This window comes from Paraburkholderia caffeinitolerans (assembly GCF_902859945.1).
GTDB classification, from domain to species: Bacteria; Pseudomonadota; Gammaproteobacteria; order Burkholderiales; family Burkholderiaceae; genus Paraburkholderia; species Paraburkholderia caffeinitolerans.
Genome location: NZ_CADIKL010000014.1, coordinates 104248 through 119310, shown reverse-complemented (window position 1 = coordinate 119310; position 15063 = coordinate 104248). Strand labels below are relative to the sequence as shown.

12 protein-coding genes are annotated in these 15063 nt (G+C 64.2%); 7 read left to right on the top strand and 5 right to left on the bottom strand.

Annotated elements, in window-relative coordinates; translation table 11 throughout:
• Positions 1-80 precede the first annotated feature (80 nt).
• Positions 81-1682, top strand: coding sequence for an alkyl hydroperoxide reductase subunit F (ahpF, locus tag HV773_RS16345; RefSeq protein ID WP_175195496.1), 1602 nt, complete (start codon positions 81-83; stop codon positions 1680-1682).
• Between the two features lie 77 nt (positions 1683-1759).
• Here the strand turns inward: ahpF and oxlT are convergent, their stop codons facing one another.
• The 4 genes from oxlT to mprF all read right to left on the bottom strand — a co-directional run bounded on the left by oxlT (position 1760) and on the right by mprF (position 7486).
• On the bottom strand, positions 1760-3094 hold the full coding sequence (gene oxlT / locus HV773_RS16340) for an oxalate/formate MFS antiporter (protein ID WP_175195492.1): 1335 nt from the start codon (positions 3092-3094) through the stop codon (positions 1760-1762).
• Between the two features lie 111 nt (positions 3095-3205).
• Positions 3206-3511, bottom strand: coding sequence for a hypothetical protein (locus HV773_RS16335; RefSeq protein WP_175195491.1), 306 nt, complete (start codon positions 3509-3511; stop codon positions 3206-3208).
• Entirely contained in the window at positions 3495-4877 is a 1383-nt protein-coding gene (locus HV773_RS16330; RefSeq protein WP_175195490.1) for a virulence factor family protein, read from the bottom strand. The genes HV773_RS16335 and HV773_RS16330 overlap by 17 nt, the downstream gene beginning before the upstream one ends.
• Positions 4874-7486 carry a bifunctional lysylphosphatidylglycerol flippase/synthetase MprF gene (gene mprF / locus HV773_RS16325; protein ID WP_175195488.1) on the bottom strand — a complete coding sequence of 871 codons (2613 nt, stop codon included), beginning with the start codon at positions 7484-7486 and terminating at the stop codon, positions 4874-4876. Before mprF ends, HV773_RS16330 begins: the two co-directional genes overlap by 4 nt.
• 496 nt (positions 7487-7982) lie before the next feature.
• On the opposite strand from mprF, the gene HV773_RS16320 reads away from it, so the two are divergent.
• Positions 7983-9146, top strand: coding sequence for a porin (locus HV773_RS16320; protein ID WP_175195487.1), 1164 nt, complete (start codon positions 7983-7985; stop codon positions 9144-9146).
• A 134-nt stretch (positions 9147-9280) separates the two neighbouring features.
• On the opposite strand, the gene HV773_RS16315 is transcribed toward HV773_RS16320, so the two are convergent.
• Entirely contained in the window at positions 9281-9697 is a 417-nt protein-coding gene (locus tag HV773_RS16315) for a DUF2917 domain-containing protein (RefSeq protein WP_175195486.1), read from the bottom strand.
• A 536-nt stretch (positions 9698-10233) separates the two neighbouring features.
• Here HV773_RS16315 and HV773_RS16310 point away from each other — a divergent pair.
• The 5 genes from HV773_RS16310 (at position 10234) to HV773_RS16290 (ending at position 15045) form a co-directional block, all read left to right on the top strand.
• Positions 10234-10470 (top strand): hypothetical protein, encoded by a 237-nt coding sequence (locus HV773_RS16310; protein WP_175195484.1) that lies wholly within the window; start codon positions 10234-10236, stop codon positions 10468-10470.
• Entirely contained in the window at positions 10451-11179 is a 729-nt protein-coding gene (locus tag HV773_RS16305; protein ID WP_175195482.1) for a GntR family transcriptional regulator, read from the top strand. Before HV773_RS16310 ends, HV773_RS16305 begins: the two co-directional genes overlap by 20 nt.
• A gap of 431 nt (positions 11180-11610) precedes the next feature.
• The gene (frc, locus tag HV773_RS16300; protein WP_175195479.1) at positions 11611-12858 is read left to right on the top strand and encodes a formyl-CoA transferase; all 1248 of its coding nucleotides are present in this window, start codon (positions 11611-11613) and stop codon (positions 12856-12858) included.
• Positions 12859-12993: 135 nt separating this feature from the next.
• Complete coding sequence (locus HV773_RS16295; protein WP_175195477.1) at positions 12994-13818, top strand: fumarylacetoacetate hydrolase family protein; 825 nt, start codon at positions 12994-12996, stop codon at positions 13816-13818.
• 183 nt (positions 13819-14001) lie between these two features.
• Positions 14002-15045, top strand: a complete 1044-nt coding sequence (locus HV773_RS16290; RefSeq protein ID WP_175195475.1) for a hypothetical protein — start codon at positions 14002-14004, stop codon at positions 15043-15045.
• The last annotated feature ends 18 nt before the right edge of the window (positions 15046-15063 follow it).

The window sequence follows — 15063 nt, the reverse complement described above, 5'->3', positions numbered from 1 at the left end:
TCGCAGAGGAACCCACGAGGCTCCCTTATTGCCAGGCATTGCTTAGCATATCCACGCTCCTTCTCCAGCCGGAACACGCCATGCTCGACGCCAATCTCAAGACCCAACTGAAAAGCTACCTCGAAAAAGTCACGCAGTCGATTGAGATCGTTGCGTATCTGGACGACGGCGAGAAGTCGCAAGAACTGCAGCAACTGCTGCAGGACATCGCATCGCTCTCGGATCGCATCGCTTATGAAGAACGCCGTGGCGCCGCAATTGGCGACGCGCGTACCCCTTCGTTTGCGATCAAGCGCGCGAACTCCGACGTCAAGGTGACGTTCGCGGGCATTCCGATGGGCCATGAATTCACGTCGCTCGTGTTGGCGCTGCTTCAGGTGGGTGGCCACCCGGTCAAGCTCGAAAATGATGTTATCGAACAGGTGAAGGCGCTCGACGGCGCGTTCTCGTTCGAAGTCTATATGTCGCTGTCGTGCCAGAACTGTCCGGAAGTCGTGCAGTCGATCAACGCAATGGCCGTGCTCAACCCGAACGTGCAGATTGTCACGATCGACGGCGCGCTGTTCCAGGACGAAGTCGAGCAGCGCAAGATCATGGCTGTGCCGACCATCTTCCTGAACGGCGAAGTGTTCGGCCAGGGCCGCATGGGTGTCGAGGAGATTCTCGCGAAGCTCGACACCGGCGCTTCGGCGCGTGCCGCCGAAAAGCTCAATCAGAAAGATATTTTCGACATGCTCATCGTCGGCGGCGGTCCCGCTGGCGCAGCGGCCGCGATTTACGCGGCGCGCAAAGGCATTCGCACCGGTGTGCTCGCCGAACGCTTCGGTGGCCAGGTGCTCGATACGATGTCGATCGAAAACTTCGTCTCGGTGAAGGAAACCGACGGGCCGAAGTTCGCGGTGGCGCTCGAACAGCACGTGCGCGCCTACGACGTCGACATCATGAATCTGCAACGCGCCGAAGCGCTCACCGCGGTGGGCAATGGCTTCGAAGTGCGCACCGCGAGCGGCGCGACGCTGCGCGCGAAGAGCGTGGTGCTGGCCACGGGCGCGCGCTGGCGCAATGTCGATGTGCCGGGCGAGCAGGAGTACAAGAACAAGGGCGTGGCGTACTGCCCGCACTGCGATGGCCCGCTTTTCAAGGGCAAGCGCGTGGCCGTGATCGGCGGCGGCAACTCGGGCGTCGAGGCGGCCATCGACCTCGCGGGCATCGTGAGCCATGTGACGCTGCTCGAATTCGGCGCGCAACTGCGTGCGGACGAAGTGCTCCAGCGCAAGCTGCGCAGCCTGCCGAACGTCACCGTGCACGTGAATGCGCAGACCACGGAAATCTCGGGTGACGGCCAGAAGGTCACGGGCCTCGCTTATCTCGATCGCACCTCGGGCGAGAAGCATCGCGTCGAACTCGAAGGCGTGTTCGTGCAGATCGGCCTTGTGCCGAACACCGAATTCCTCAAGGGTACGGTGGCGCTTTCGAAGCATGGCGAGATCGAAGTGGACGCGAAGGGTCAGACTTCGGTGCCGGGCGTGTTCGCTGCGGGCGACGTGACGACCGTGCCGTTCAAGCAGATCGTGATCGCCGTGGGCGAAGGCGCGAAGGCATCGCTGGGCGCGTTCGACTACCTGATCCGCTCGTCGGTGGAGCAGGAAGAAGACGCGAGCGCGGCTGCAGCGGTGGCGTAAGTTCGCCTGCAAAGGCCAGCAGCATCATGAAAAACGCCGGCGACCGCCGGCGTTTTTTTGTTACGTTGCGCTGTCACTCATTCCTGCACGAGCGAGTTGCGATACGAAAAACCCACTGCTGCATCCGCATGCTTTTGTCGATGCGCGTTGCGCAGCGGCTTGAGCACGAACACGGCCAGCAGCGCGGAGACCGCCGCCATGCCCGACGCGAGCATGAACACGGCGTGCCAGCTTCCGGTGGCCGCGGTGATCACGCTGGAGAACGGCACGAGCAGCGCAGCGGTGCCTTTCGCGGTGTAGAGCAGACCGGCGTTGGTTGCCGCGAACTTCGGGCCGAAGGTGTCGCCGCAGGTGGCGGGAAAGAGACTGTAGATCTCGCCCCACGCGAAGAACACGATGCCTGTGAGCACGACGAAGGCAACCGGGCTGTGTCCGTAGCGCGAGAGCAGCACGATGCCGACCGCCTCCACAGCGAACGCGACGAACATCGTGTTCTCGCGGCCAATGCGGTCCGACACCCAGCCGAAGAACGGACGCGTGAGGCCATTGAGCACGCGGTCGATGGTGAGCGCGAACGTGAGCGCGGGCAGCGTGAGGCCGAGCAGCGAGACCGGCGCGTCGTGCAGGCCGAAGTCCTTCGCGATCGGGCCGAGCTGCGCGGTCGCCATCAGGCCGCCGGCGGCCATCATCACGAACATCGCGTACATCACCCAGAAGATCGGCGAGGCGATCACTTCGCGTGGGCCCGCGTTATAGACGGCGCTCACGCCTTGCGCGGCGTGCTTCGCGGCTTGTCCAATGGCGCGCTTCGCGGCTGCGACGCCATGCGAAGCGGGCGCCGCGAGCGCGAGGCCGAGCACCAGCACGACGATCCCCTGACCGAGGCCGAACCAGAGGAACGTAGCCTCATAGCCGCTGCTCTTGATCATGTTGGCGATGGGCACGACGGTGGCCGCCGATCCCGCGCCGAAGCCCGCCGCCGTGATGCCGGCCGCGAGGCCCCGGCGATTGGGGAACCACTTGAGCGCGTTGCCGACGCAAGTGCCGTACACGGCGCCCGCGCCAAGCCCGCCCACGGCCGCCGCGACGTAGAGCATAGGCAGCGAAGCGGCGAACGAGTTGAGCACCCAGGCGATCGCGCACAGCAGCCCGCCGCCGACGACCACGGGACGCGGGCCATATTTGTCGACGAGCCAACCTTCGACCGGCACGAGCCAGGTTTCAGTGACGACGAAGATCGTGAATGCGACCTGAATCGCGGCGCGCCCCCAGTGGTACTTCTCGTTGATCGGATTGACGAACAGCGTCCAGCCGTACTGCATGTTGGCGATCATCGCCATGCAGATCACGCCGAACACGAGCTGAACCCATGGCGACGCAAAGCGCGACGCCCCTCCTTGCCGATGCTCCATCAGTGTCTCCTTGTTGATGTTCCGCGAGGCCGTTTTTGCATCTGGTTGCGGCCCTTGAATCCTGTCGTTTAGCTGACAGTCGTTTACACAATATGTGATATATCAACAGAGTCAAGCGGAAGCAACATCGGTATTTCCACTAATCCGGGACATTGATGAGTAGGCTTTTTGAAAGCTTTGAATCGATGCCGAAAAGGCAAAAAAAAGCCCGCAGGGCAAGGCCTGGCGGGCTGAGTCATGCGCGAGATAGTGGAGGTCGCGACATGTGATGCCGTTATAGGTGAAAGTTTTTTGTAATGAAAGAAGAATTTTTCCAAAATCTTTCATTCTGAAATTAATGAAAGATTTAATGGCCTTGAGAATGGCCTTGAAGCAAGCGAGCAGCGGCTTGCCGATCGACTTATCCGCGCGCCGCAATCTCCTTCTTCCAACCGGCGATGATCTTCGCTGCGAGCGCGTTGTAGTCGCCGTCGAAGTGATGGCTGCCGCTCGTCTTCACGAGCTCGATGCCGGTGTTCGCGAGCGCCGGGCACAGCGTGTCTTTTTCATCGGCGCCATAGATGCATTGGACGATCGCGGGCGGCACCTTCGCGAGTTCGGGGCGAACTTGCAGCGCCTTCTCGCTCGCGGGCATGCCGAGCCAGCCCGTCACGCGGATCTGGAAATCGGCGTCGGGCGCGAAGCCAAGCAGCGACATGTAGGAGACCTTCGCACGCAGCGCATCGGGCAGGCGGTTGTAGGCGAACGGCATCACGTCCGCACCGAACGAATAGCCCACCAGCGCGATGTGCTTCGCGTGCCAGCGCGCGGCGTAGGTGTTGAGCACGCGCGCGAGATCATGGCTCGTTTGAGCGGGTGTTTTCTCGCTCCAGAAGTAGCGCAGCGCATCCCAGCCGATCACCGAAATACCCTGTTTTTGCAGGGCTTCCGCGATGGTTTTGTCGAGATCGCGCCAGCCGCCATCGCCGGAAATCACGACCGCGAGCATGTCGGTCGGATGCGCGGCGGGCAGCTCGACGAGCGGCAGATCCGACACGTCTTCCTCGCTTTCCGTCTGCACGCGCAGATGCGGCGCGGTGAGCGCGACGAGCTTGTCGGCATCGGAAAGATTCGCGGCAAATGCGTGCGGCGTCGTGTGAATTGCTCCGGCCGCCGCAGGCGATTTGGTTGCGTTAGCAACGGTTGTTACGCCTTGCTCGAAGAAGCCCGGCAGACCCGTGCCGCGTGACAGCGTGGCGTCGGCGGGGCAGGGTGCGAAGCGTGCGTCGAGCTGCGCGGCGGGATCGAGCGACACTGCGCCCGCCATCGTGTTCGCGGGCGCTTGCGAGAGCATGCGTTGAGCGATGAGCGCGCCTTCGCCGCTGCCGATCGCGATCGGCGCGAAGTACTGGTTCGACGCTTCTTGTCGCTCGAGTTGATGGCTCAGCGCTTCGGCGTCGCTGTAAAGCTTGTGGCAGGTCTCGTTCTTCACTGCCGCGAGATGGGTCGCATAGCGCTCCGTGTCCACGCCCACGACCAGCGCGCCATGTTGCGCGAGGGCATCGGCGCGTGTCTGGTCTGCGGCGCTCCAGTGCTCGCCCGCCGAGAACAGCACGGTGAAACCGCGCATTGCGCCGATGGGGCGCGTCACGGCGACATCGCCATAACGTCCGCCGGAGACATGCGTGACGGCGCTATGCGCCGGTGCCTCGGTCGCGTTGGCCTGAACCGCGCAGAGCGCGAGCACGACGGCGCCCGCCGCGGCGCCCGCGAGGCGCGGCAGCGAGAAAGTACGAAAAATCATGAGCGCCAGCCTCCTGCCAGCAACGAAAGATCCGCAAGGGTGATGAACACGCTGATCGAGCCCGATGCAGCCAGATAACGCGGTTCCCAGCGCGGCGCGAACTTGTTCTTGAAGCCGCGCAGCCCACGGAAGTTGTAGAACCTGCCGCCGAAGCGCCAGATCAGTCCGGCGAGGCGGTGCCACCGCGAAGCGAGCGGCGTCGGCCCCATGCCGGCGAGCGGCGCCATGCCGAGCGAGAGCGATTGATAGCCCGCGCTCTTCAGATGCAGTGCGAGCTGCGTGAACAGATACTCCATCGAGTAGGGCGATGCGCCCGGCAGATGGCGCATGACGCCGACCGTTGCATCGGTGTTGAGATCGGTCGTCATGAAGGTCACGAAGGCGAGCGGCGCGCCGTTCTGGCGCACCAGCAGCACGTGTTGCGCGGCGAGATAGTCGTCGTCGAATGCGGCTACCGAGAAGCTCTTTTCGCGCACGTCGCGCTCTTCGAGCCACGCGTCGGAAATCGCGCGCAGCACGGGCAGGCTGTCGCTCATTCGCGCGGGGTCGATGTGCTCGAACGTGAAGCCGTCGCGTTCGCCGCGCTTGAGCGCGTAGCGCAGATGCGCGCGTTGCGGGCCCTTGAGGTCGAACTCCTGGAGCATCACGCGCGCTTCCTCGCCGAGTTTCATCAGCGTGAGGCCGGCGTCGAGATAGAGCGGCAGGGCGTCGGCGCGTACCTGATAGAACGCGGCGCGGCCGCCGTGCGCGTGCGCGAGCGAGACGAACTCGCGGATCAACGCGGGCCATTCGTCGCGCGGGCCCACCGGGTCGTGCAGCGCGGCCCACGTGCGTCCGCGCTTCGCGTACATGAGGAACGCGTTGCGCGAAGACGAGAACAGGAAGCTCTTGTCGCCCATGAGCGCGAGGCCTGCGTCGCTGCGCTCCTGCGCGCGCACGATGCGTGCGGCTTCGGCCAGATCCTCGCTGGCGGGAATCACGAAGCGGCCCGCGGCCGGACGCAACAGCTGCCACGATGCGAGCGCCGCCGCGAACACGCCCGCGCCAAGCGTTGCGCGGAGCGCGCGCGGCGCACGTTCGTCGAACGCGAATTGCCACCACAGATGCTGCGAGTACTCGACGTCGCGGAAGGCGAAGAACAGCACCCACACGGCGAGCGCGATCACGCAGCCCACCGAGGCGAGCCAGGCGGGCGTGAAGGGCTCGGCGAACAGCGACGAATGACGGTTGAAGCGGCTGCGCGTGGTGAGCAGCAGCGCGATCAGCACGCACAGCACGCCCGCTTCGACGAACGCAAGGCCCTTGGTGAGCGAGAGCGCGAGGTTGGCCACCGCGAGCACGAGGGCGAGCCACCAGGCGGCGTCGAGTCGGCGCAGCAGGCCGCGCGCAACGAACAGCAACAGCACGCCGAACAGGCTGCCGAGCAACTGCGAGCTTTCGAGTACCCAGAGCGGAATGAAATTCTGCAGGAGTTCTATGCGCTTGGTGAACGCGGGCGTGGCGCCCGAGATCACGAGCATGCTGCCGGTCACGAAGGTGACGATGGCGAGGAACAGCGGGGCGAGCTGCGAGACGCCATGAACGCCGCGTCGCGCGAAGTCCGTGTTGAGCGGATTCTTGAGCGCGCGGCCTTCGAACGCGGCGAGCAGCGCGGCCGACAGCGCGAGCGGCGCGCCGAAATAAATCGCGCGATAGGCGAGCAAGGCGGCGAACACCTTGGAGCCCGGCACGCTGTCGCCGAGCGCGAACACCATCGCCGCCTCGAACACGCCGATACCGCCGGGCGTGTGGCCGATCAGGCCAAGCAGCATGGCGACGCTGTAGACCGTGAGGAAGTCGGCAAAGCCGATATGCGCGTGCGGCATCACGGACCACAGCGCGAGGCCCGCGCCGACCACGTCGAGCGCCGCGAGCAGCAATTGCGCGACGAGGTCGCGCCGCGCGGGCACCGTGAAGCGCAGCCAGGCGCGCTTGAACGGCGCGACTTCGCGCGCCTCGCCGGGGCAGGCTGCGATGAGCGCAACGCCGAGCGCGAGCACCACGCCGCCGATCCAGCGCAGCGCCTCGGGCGAGAGCCGCAGCAGGCCCGTGAGCGTGTCGGCGGCGCCCACCATGCCGAGCGCGCTCATGAGCGCGAGGGCGAGCGCGAGCGTGATGCTCGTGAACACGGTCATGCGGCCGACTTGTGCCGCCGTGACGCCCGCGTCGCTGTAGACGCGGCAGCGCACCGCGCCGCCCGTGAGCGCGCCGAAGCCCGTGACGTTGCCGAGCGCCGAGCCGGCGATGGCGCCCACCCACAGGGCGCCGCGCGAAACGCGCGCGCCGAGGTAGCGCAGGCCGACTGCGTCGCGGCCCACGAGCGCGACGAAGCTGGCGGCGGTGGCGCCGAGGGCGCCGATCCATTGCGCCGGGCTCAGATGCCAGAGCTGGCGGATGACCGAGCGGTAGTCGACGGACTGCGAGAGGTGCTGAAACACCAGCAGCAACAGCGCGCAGATGCCGATAGCTAAGGCCGGCGCCACGAAGCGCTGCAGGCGCAACGCGCGGGCGCGGCGGCGCAGCGCCACGGCGGCGGCGCGCGCAATGCGCGAAGGGGGCGAATCAAGCATGGGTTGGCCTGGCGATTCTCCGATGCCGCATTGGCGCCGTGGTCGGCGTCTTTGGGGGCGGCATCGCATAGTGTTTGTTGGTGGGGCCGGCGGCTGCGGGCCGTCGCGGCAGGCAGCGCAAGGGGCCGTGGGACTTGCCTTGGCGGCTTGCCGTCACGGTCAGCCGTAACGGCGAGCCGTAACGGCAAGCCAAAACGTAAACGTTTGGTAAATGCCTGGTAAAGGAGCAAACGCGCGGAGCGACCTGGTGGTTGACCCCGAGCCCGAAGAAACATCGAGCGAAACCTCAAAGGGCCGGATGATCCAGGGGGCGCGAAGCGCGGCATTGTATCGTCCTGCGACACAATGTTTACGGCCGGATTGGATCCTTTCTGAAACCGCTGTGACCAATTCGAGACACGCTTTTTAATTCTTTTACTTCGCGTGTCGGTGGAGGTAGTCTGGTCCGGTCAAGTGCTGTTTGACTGCGGAAGTTCGACTGCGCCGGGAGAAAGACGTGAAACAACTCGTCCTGACTTCGCTTTCGTTCGTCGCGCTCGGCGCCGCCGGCGTCGCGCATGCACAGACCAGCGTCACGCTGTACGGCACCCTCGATACATCCATTACCTACGTCAATCACGCCAACGGCAACAAAAATCTCTGGTCGCTCGGCAACAGCAGCTACGGCAATCTTTCGGGCTCGCGCTGGGGCTTGAAGGGCGCCGAGGATCTGGGCGGCGGCCTCAAGGCCATCTTCCAGTTGGAGAGCGGCTTCAATCCGTCGACGGGCGCATTGGGCCAGGGCGGCCGCCTGTTCGGCCGGCAGGCGTACGTGGGCCTGACCGCGGCGCAGTACGGCGCGCTCACGCTCGGGCGCCAATATGACCCGGTGGTCGACCTCGTGCAGGCCATCACCGAGGACAACTACCTGGGTTCGGTCTTCGCGACGCCCGGCGACGTCGACAATTACGACAACAGCTTCCGCGTCAACAACGCCGTCAAGTACACCACGCCGGTTTGGAACGGCCTGCAGGCCGCTGCCATGTATTCGTTCGGCGGCATCGCCGGCTCTACCGGGGCTGAACAGTCGTATTCGGCGGCCGTCGCCTATAACAACGGGCCGATCTCGCTGGCGGGCGGCTATTTCTACGCGGCTAACAGCCAGGCGGGCACCGGTATCCGGACCACCGGCTGGAGCAGCACTTCGGACGGCACCTTCGACAGTTCCATCAACAGCGGCTATGTGAGCGCCCACTCACTCTCCATTGCGCGCGCGGCGGCGCAATACTCGCTTGGCCAGTTCATCTTCGGCCTCGGTTATAGCAACGCGCAATACGCGCCGGACGGCAGCTCGGTGTTCCGCAGCATCGAGAAGTACAACACGGGCCAGGGCTTCGTGAACTATCAACTGAGTCCGGTGCTCCTGCTCGGCCTTGGCTACACCTACACGCATGCCAATGGCGACACGAACGCGAACTACCACCAGGTGTCGATCGGCGCGGATTACAGCCTTTCGAAGCGCACCGACATCTATATGACCGCGGGCTGGCAGCACGCGAGTGGAGACCAGGGCGATGGCCTGGGCGGCTCGATGCCAGCCGAGGCGTCGATTGGCTCGTACGGCTATAACGGCACGGCGACGCAGACCATGTTCAATCTGGGCCTGCGGCACAAGTTCTGACGTGTTTGCCGCTTGATGAGGGACTGGCGCGCCGCGTGAGCGGTCTGCCAGGCCTTTTTGCATCGTGGTGGGTTTAAAGCGGCGCCCGCTTGCGTTGTGGCGGACGCCTGCATCGGTAGGGCAGGACGAAGCCGCTAACGCACAAGACGGCGCGTCGTGAGCAGGGCAAACCAGTCGGCGCAACGTCCGGCCGTGCGCCGCACTGTTGCAAACGGCGGCCGCCATGCGCTCGTGAGCGTCACGCGTGCGGCGGCGTTTCCGGCGTCCACGCTAAGCCAGAGGCGTTCGCCGCGATAGACCCTCAGCGTTTCGCCCGGGCTCAGCCAGTGGTCGTAAGGCGAGCAGGCGCGCGTGAGCCAGACGCGCGCGCCATGGACGCGCAGCGTGCCGTCCGCGCGCACGCGCCACGTGAACGTGCCGGTCGCGGGCACGGCGAAGTGGATCGACAAGGCTGGCAGCGCATCGTCGTGCGCGGGGGCGGCAAAAATACTGGAAACACTGAAAGGGCCAGAAGCGCCTTCCTGATCGGCATGCTGTGAAGCGGAATCCATCGCGTTCTCCATGATGGGAGCCGACGGACGGGACACGGTCACACAAAAAACAACAGCCCCGTCGATGCCGGCGGGGCTGTGTGATTTGCGTGACGACAGACTGGACTACCCGGATTGCTCGTCCGCACACATTCCCCGTGCTATGCCTTTGGGCATATGCCACGGGTGATTCATCGCGTTCACGTGGATGAAGGGGATGGATGTGTGCATGGGTCGAGTGTGCGGGGGGCGCGCATGCACTGTCAATACAATTTGTAGGAGGAACTGCAATGGCCGTCCGGGCGTACACGGTCGCAGTCGCTTCGTCTTGTCCGCGGTCTGTCATCGCGCCCCTTGTCGCGCGCGCCGGTTTCCGTCAGGATGGCTTTTTTTCTCATGCGGAACGATTTTGGCGATCTGAGGGCTTGAAGAGAGGTGCTGCGGAAAGACAACAATACCCGCACTCGTATGTGATATATCACATACGAAATATTGATTTTTGTCGCGCCGCAGCATATGATTGAGTCATTCAATGATTCAATCTTGTGGAGCTTCAAATGGATTTCATCTCTCTCGCACTCTTCGGTTTGGCAATTGTCGGCTTAGGCTCGGCGGCAACGGTTATGATCGCCAAATGGCTGCCGCAGGCGGCCATCGAGCAGGCGGCCGAGCATGGTCGTTATGTCGGCCTCGGCGTGGCGCCGCGCGCGAAGCTGGACTTGCATGCAAAGCGCCGCCCGCTGGTCGGCGTGCAGGTTGTTAAAGAGGCAATGAATGTCGTCAGAACACACTGAAGCAGTCGCTACCCGGGAAGCCGCGTCGCTCAAGCTGGCGCTGCAACCCATCAACGCCACGCTGAGCCTGCGCGATCAGGCTTACGCGATGTTGCGCCAGGCCATCGCCGACGCGGATATCTATCAGACACGCGAAGAAATCCGGCTGGACGAGCGCGTGCTGAGCGAAACACTAGGCGTAAGCCGCACGCCGGTGCGCGAGGCCATGACGCTGCTGGAGCAGGAAGGTTTCCTGCGCATGGTGCCGCGCCGCGGCATCTATATCGTGCGCAAGAGCAAGCGCGAGATCGTCGAGATGATCCAGATGTGGGCCGCGCTCGAAAGCATGGCCGCGCGCCTCGCGACAACCAACGCGACGGACGCGGAAATCGCCAAGCTGCGCCACATGTTCGACAACTTCCGCGACAGCACGCCGGCCGAGCATATCGCCGAGTATTCGGACGCCAATATCGCGTTCCATCAGGCGATCGTCGAGCTATCGAAGTCGCAACTGATCCTCGATACGATCAAGAACATCTTCGTGCACGTGCGCGCGATCCGGCGTATGACGATCTCGCAGAGCGATCGCGCTTCGCGCTCGATCGTCGATCACCTGCGCATTATCGAGGCGCTCGAAAAGCGCGACACCGAGCTTGCAGAGCGACTCGTGCGCCAGCATTCGCTCGATCTTGCGGCTTACGTCGAGAAGCATTGCGACTTTCTGGACTAAGCGCGGTGGCGTAGTCATTCGCTTGAGAAAGGCGGGAGACCCTATGGTCTCCCGCCTTTTTTGCTTTGGCTGCAGCAAGCGTGGACGAGGGGAGGGCGAAGACGCTCCGGCCGAACTTTATGCGCATCAAGACGAGACACCCCATCCCGCACACCGAATCTAAAATATCTCGCCACTCTCGACTCGGGGTTTTCCCTTCCTCGTGGCGCGCCAAAATGGCATAAATTCCTTCAAAGCCTTACCAAATAAGGCTTTCGGCTGATTCGGCCTGCATCTGCACGCGGTAAATCCCCTCTTGCTTCGTTGTGATATATCACATACTGTATTGAACAAGGACGCAGAAAAGCAGTAACCGCGGACGCCCAGGCGCTCCCGCAGTCCACCGATTTTTCGAAACTCGCCCGGCCACGACTAACCAAGGGAGACATGACATGGGCAAGGCACTGGATGGGGTGCGCATTCTCGATTTCACGCACGTGCAATCGGGCCCGACCTGCACGCAATTGCTTGCATGGTTCGGCGCGGACGTTATCAAGGTAGAGCGCGCCGGCGCCGGCGACGTCACGCGCGAGCAACTGCGTGACATTCCCGACGCGGACAGCCTGTACTTCACGATGCTCAACGGCAACAAGCGGTCGGTCACGCTCGACACGAAGAATCCGCAAGGCAAGCGCGTGCTCGAGCGGATGATCCGCGAATGCGATGTGCTCGTCGAGAATTTCGCGCCTGGCGCGATGGAACGCATGGGCTTCAGCTGGGAGCATATCCAGACGCTCAACCCGCGCATGATCGTGGCTTCGGTGAAGGGCTTCGGCCCGGGCCCTTACGAGGACTGCAAGGTCTACGAGAACGTCGCGCAATGCGTGGGTGGCGCCGCCTCCACCACGGGCTTCGACGACGGCCCGCCGGTTGTCTCCGGCGCTCAGATCGGCGACAGCGGCACGGGCCTGCATCTCGCGCTCGGCATCGTCACGGCGCTGTATCAGCGCACTCACACCGGGCGCGGCCAGAAGGTGCTGGCCGCCATGCAGGACGGCGTGCTCAACCTGTGCCGCGTGAAGCTGCGCGACCAGCAGCGGCTCGATCGCGACGGCGTCATGAAGGAGTATCCGCAGTACCCGAACGAGAGCTTCGGCGACGCCGTGCCGCGCGCGGGCAACGCCTCGGGCGGCGGCCAGCCGGGCTGGATTCTCAAGTGCAAGGGCTGGGAGACCGACCCCAATGCGTACATCTATTTCATCGCGCAGGCGCCCGTGTGGGACCGCATCTGCAAGCTGATCGGCCGCGAGGAATGGATCGACGATCCGCTTTACGCCACGGCCAGCGCACGCCTGCCGCATCTCAAGGAGATCTTCGCAGAGATCGAGCGCTGGACCATGCATCGCACCAAGTTCGAAGCGATGGCCGTGCTTAATCGGCAGAACATTCCGTGCGGTCCGATTCTCTCGATGAAAGAGATTGCCGCCGACGAATCGCTGCGCGATACCGGCACGATCGTCGAGGTCGATCATCCGGTGCGCGGCAAGTACCTCACGGTTGGCAACCCGATCAAGCTCTCGGACAGCCCCACCGAGGTTACGCGCTCGCCGCTGCTGGGCGAGCACACCGACGAAGTGCTCGCCGAATTCGGCTACAGCGCGACGGATATCCGTTCGCTGCGCGCTTCGGGCGCGATCTGAACGGCCGGCAGGAAGCGGCACACGAAGATCGATGCGGGCGCAACGATGCGCCCGTGCCCATGAACGACTGAATCTTTGAACCGATGGACCGCGCGGCACTAGCGTGCCGCGCGCCACGCAACGATGGAGCGAAGCATGGACACATGGATGCGCTTGATGGCGAACGACGGCAGTATCGTGTTCGGCCGCGTAGAAGATGGGTATCTGCACGAATACGAAGGGCTCGATCAACCGGTGCCCACTGGCGCGGTGCTCTCGCTGCGCACGCTCACGCCACTCGCGCCCTGCACGCCGGGCAAGGTCGTGGCGCTCTGGAACAATTTTCATGCGCTTGCGTTGAAGCTTGAAAAGCCGGTTCCGGAGCATCCTCTCTTTCTGATCAAACCGAAGGAGTCGGTGATTGGTTCGGGTGTGCCGATTCGGCGGCCCGATCACTATGCGGGGAAAATCGTCTTCGAAGGCGAGATCGGCATCGTGATTGGCAAGCGTTGCCGCAATGCGAGTCTTGCCGAGGCAGAGGACGCGATCTTCGGCTACACGATCGTCAACGACGTGACCGCTGCGGGCCTGCTTGCGGAAAATCCGCACTTCCCGCAATGGTGCCGCGCCAAAGGTTTCGATACATTCTGTTGTCTGGGGCCTGCTATCGTTTCGGGTTTCGACTGGCGCAGCGCGCGCGTCGTGACGCGGCTCGATGGCGTGGAGCGGCAGAACTATCCGCTCGACGACATGGTGTTTACGCCCGCGCAGCAAGTGAGCCTGATTTCGCAGGACCTCACGCTCGAACCGGGTGATGTGATCGCGTGCGGAACGTCGCTGGGCGTGGGCTCGATCGGCGATGGCGCGACGGTCGAGGTCTCCATCGAAGGGATCGGCACGCTGGTGAACGCGTTGGGCGCGAAAACAGGGGCCACGCAGGACTCGGCGCACGCAGGCCGCGAGGCGGTTCCGGCGGCATAGCCGGAAAAGCAGGTCACGAAGTCAGCAGGAGAACGCGCGAGCGTGTCGCGCGATGCACGACCAGATGCATCGCGCGACGAGACGAACGGTTGGGGGGCGCAACAAAAATGCGCGCCGCAAGTAGGCATTCGAAGCGCGAACAGATTACGTGCGCGGCATGAGTATCGCGTGCGAGGAGGAGAGATGCCGGAGCAACTGGCAGGCGACGTGGCATGGCTCGGTGGCAGCCTGCTGTTCGCGTGGCTTGCATGTGTATTTGCACAATTGGCGGCGCTCGCGCCGGCATGGGCGCGGCGCGCTCCCGAGCGCGCGAAGCCGCGCTGCAAGCATGCGCGTGAGGTGACGCCGCGGGTGCGCACCGCGCTCGCGTTATCGTTCGCACTGCTACTGACGGTGCCGCCGGGCTTGCTGGCGGCGCTGGTTGCGTATAGGCCCGATGCGGTGGGTGCTGCGGAATGCGGAGTGCTTGCCGGCTTATGGCTGGGTGCGCGGCACAACCTTGCGAAGCGTGCGCGAGCAACCGCCGTGGCGGGCTGCATGGTGGGCGCGGTGTCGATCGGCGTTTGCCTTATCAGCTTCCTGATGCTGCCGGCGCTGCCCGCCTCTGGGCGCGCTGCGCTTTACGTCACGGCAACGCTGGGCGCGCTGCTCACTGGCGCGGCAGCGAGCGCGTTCGCATATGGAGCAAGCGCTGGCATGAGCAGCGGTGCAGCCATGAACGAGCGCCGCCGCTTGCCGTTCCGGCGGGGCGATCGTGTGGTGCATGCGATTGCGTTCGTTTTGTTCGCGATTCTGGGCTACGGCTTTGCGGCGGTGCGCATTCTTGCCGCCGCTGAACTAGGGCTCTCCGTGCTGGTGGCCGCCTGCGTGCTGGCCGCTGCGTTCGGCGTGCGTCTCATGGGCGGCGCGCGCCCCCGTGTCGCGCCGCGTCTGGGCATCATGCGTGCGTCTACGGGTGAGCAGGCCGACGCGAACTCGCGGATCGCGTCGAAATCGCCCGTGCGAGCCGGCTTCGCGGGCGTGCCCGGTGCGTGGCTCGTTGCGGCTTGCGGCCGTGGAGCGCTCGAACCTGCGAGTCTCGACATCTGGCTGGCGGACTGCGAACCACCGTTCGAAACGCCACGTACACTGCACCATGCTTCGCAGGACCTGCCGCGCCGCCGGCGCAATCGCAGCCGCGAGGGTGCGCTCAGGCTGCGCCAGGGGCTGCACCAAGGACTGCACTGAAGCAACGCATTCAAGGAT

What these genes read in the sequence shown, in the direction of transcription:
- ahpF (WP_175195496.1), top strand. Translation starts at nt 81, where the DNA reads ATGCTCGACGCCAATCTCAAGACCCAACTGAAAAGCTACCTCGAAAAA.
- oxlT (WP_175195492.1), bottom strand. Translation starts at nt 3,094, where the DNA reads ATGGAGCATCGGCAAGGAGGGGCGTCGCGCTTTGCGTCGCCATGGGTT.
- HV773_RS16330 (WP_175195490.1), bottom strand. Translation starts at nt 4,877, where the DNA reads ATGATTTTTCGTACTTTCTCGCTGCCGCGCCTCGCGGGCGCCGCGGCG.
- mprF (WP_175195488.1), bottom strand. Translation starts at nt 7,486, where the DNA reads ATGCTTGATTCGCCCCCTTCGCGCATTGCGCGCGCCGCCGCCGTGGCG.
- HV773_RS16315 (WP_175195486.1), bottom strand. Translation starts at nt 9,697, where the DNA reads ATGGATTCCGCTTCACAGCATGCCGATCAGGAAGGCGCTTCTGGCCCT.
- HV773_RS16310 (WP_175195484.1), top strand. Translation starts at nt 10,234, where the DNA reads ATGGATTTCATCTCTCTCGCACTCTTCGGTTTGGCAATTGTCGGCTTA.
- HV773_RS16305 (WP_175195482.1), top strand. Translation starts at nt 10,451, where the DNA reads ATGTCGTCAGAACACACTGAAGCAGTCGCTACCCGGGAAGCCGCGTCG.
- frc (WP_175195479.1), top strand. Translation starts at nt 11,611, where the DNA reads ATGGGCAAGGCACTGGATGGGGTGCGCATTCTCGATTTCACGCACGTG.
- HV773_RS16295 (WP_175195477.1), top strand. Translation starts at nt 12,994, where the DNA reads ATGGACACATGGATGCGCTTGATGGCGAACGACGGCAGTATCGTGTTC.
- HV773_RS16290 (WP_175195475.1), top strand. Translation starts at nt 14,002, where the DNA reads ATGCCGGAGCAACTGGCAGGCGACGTGGCATGGCTCGGTGGCAGCCTG.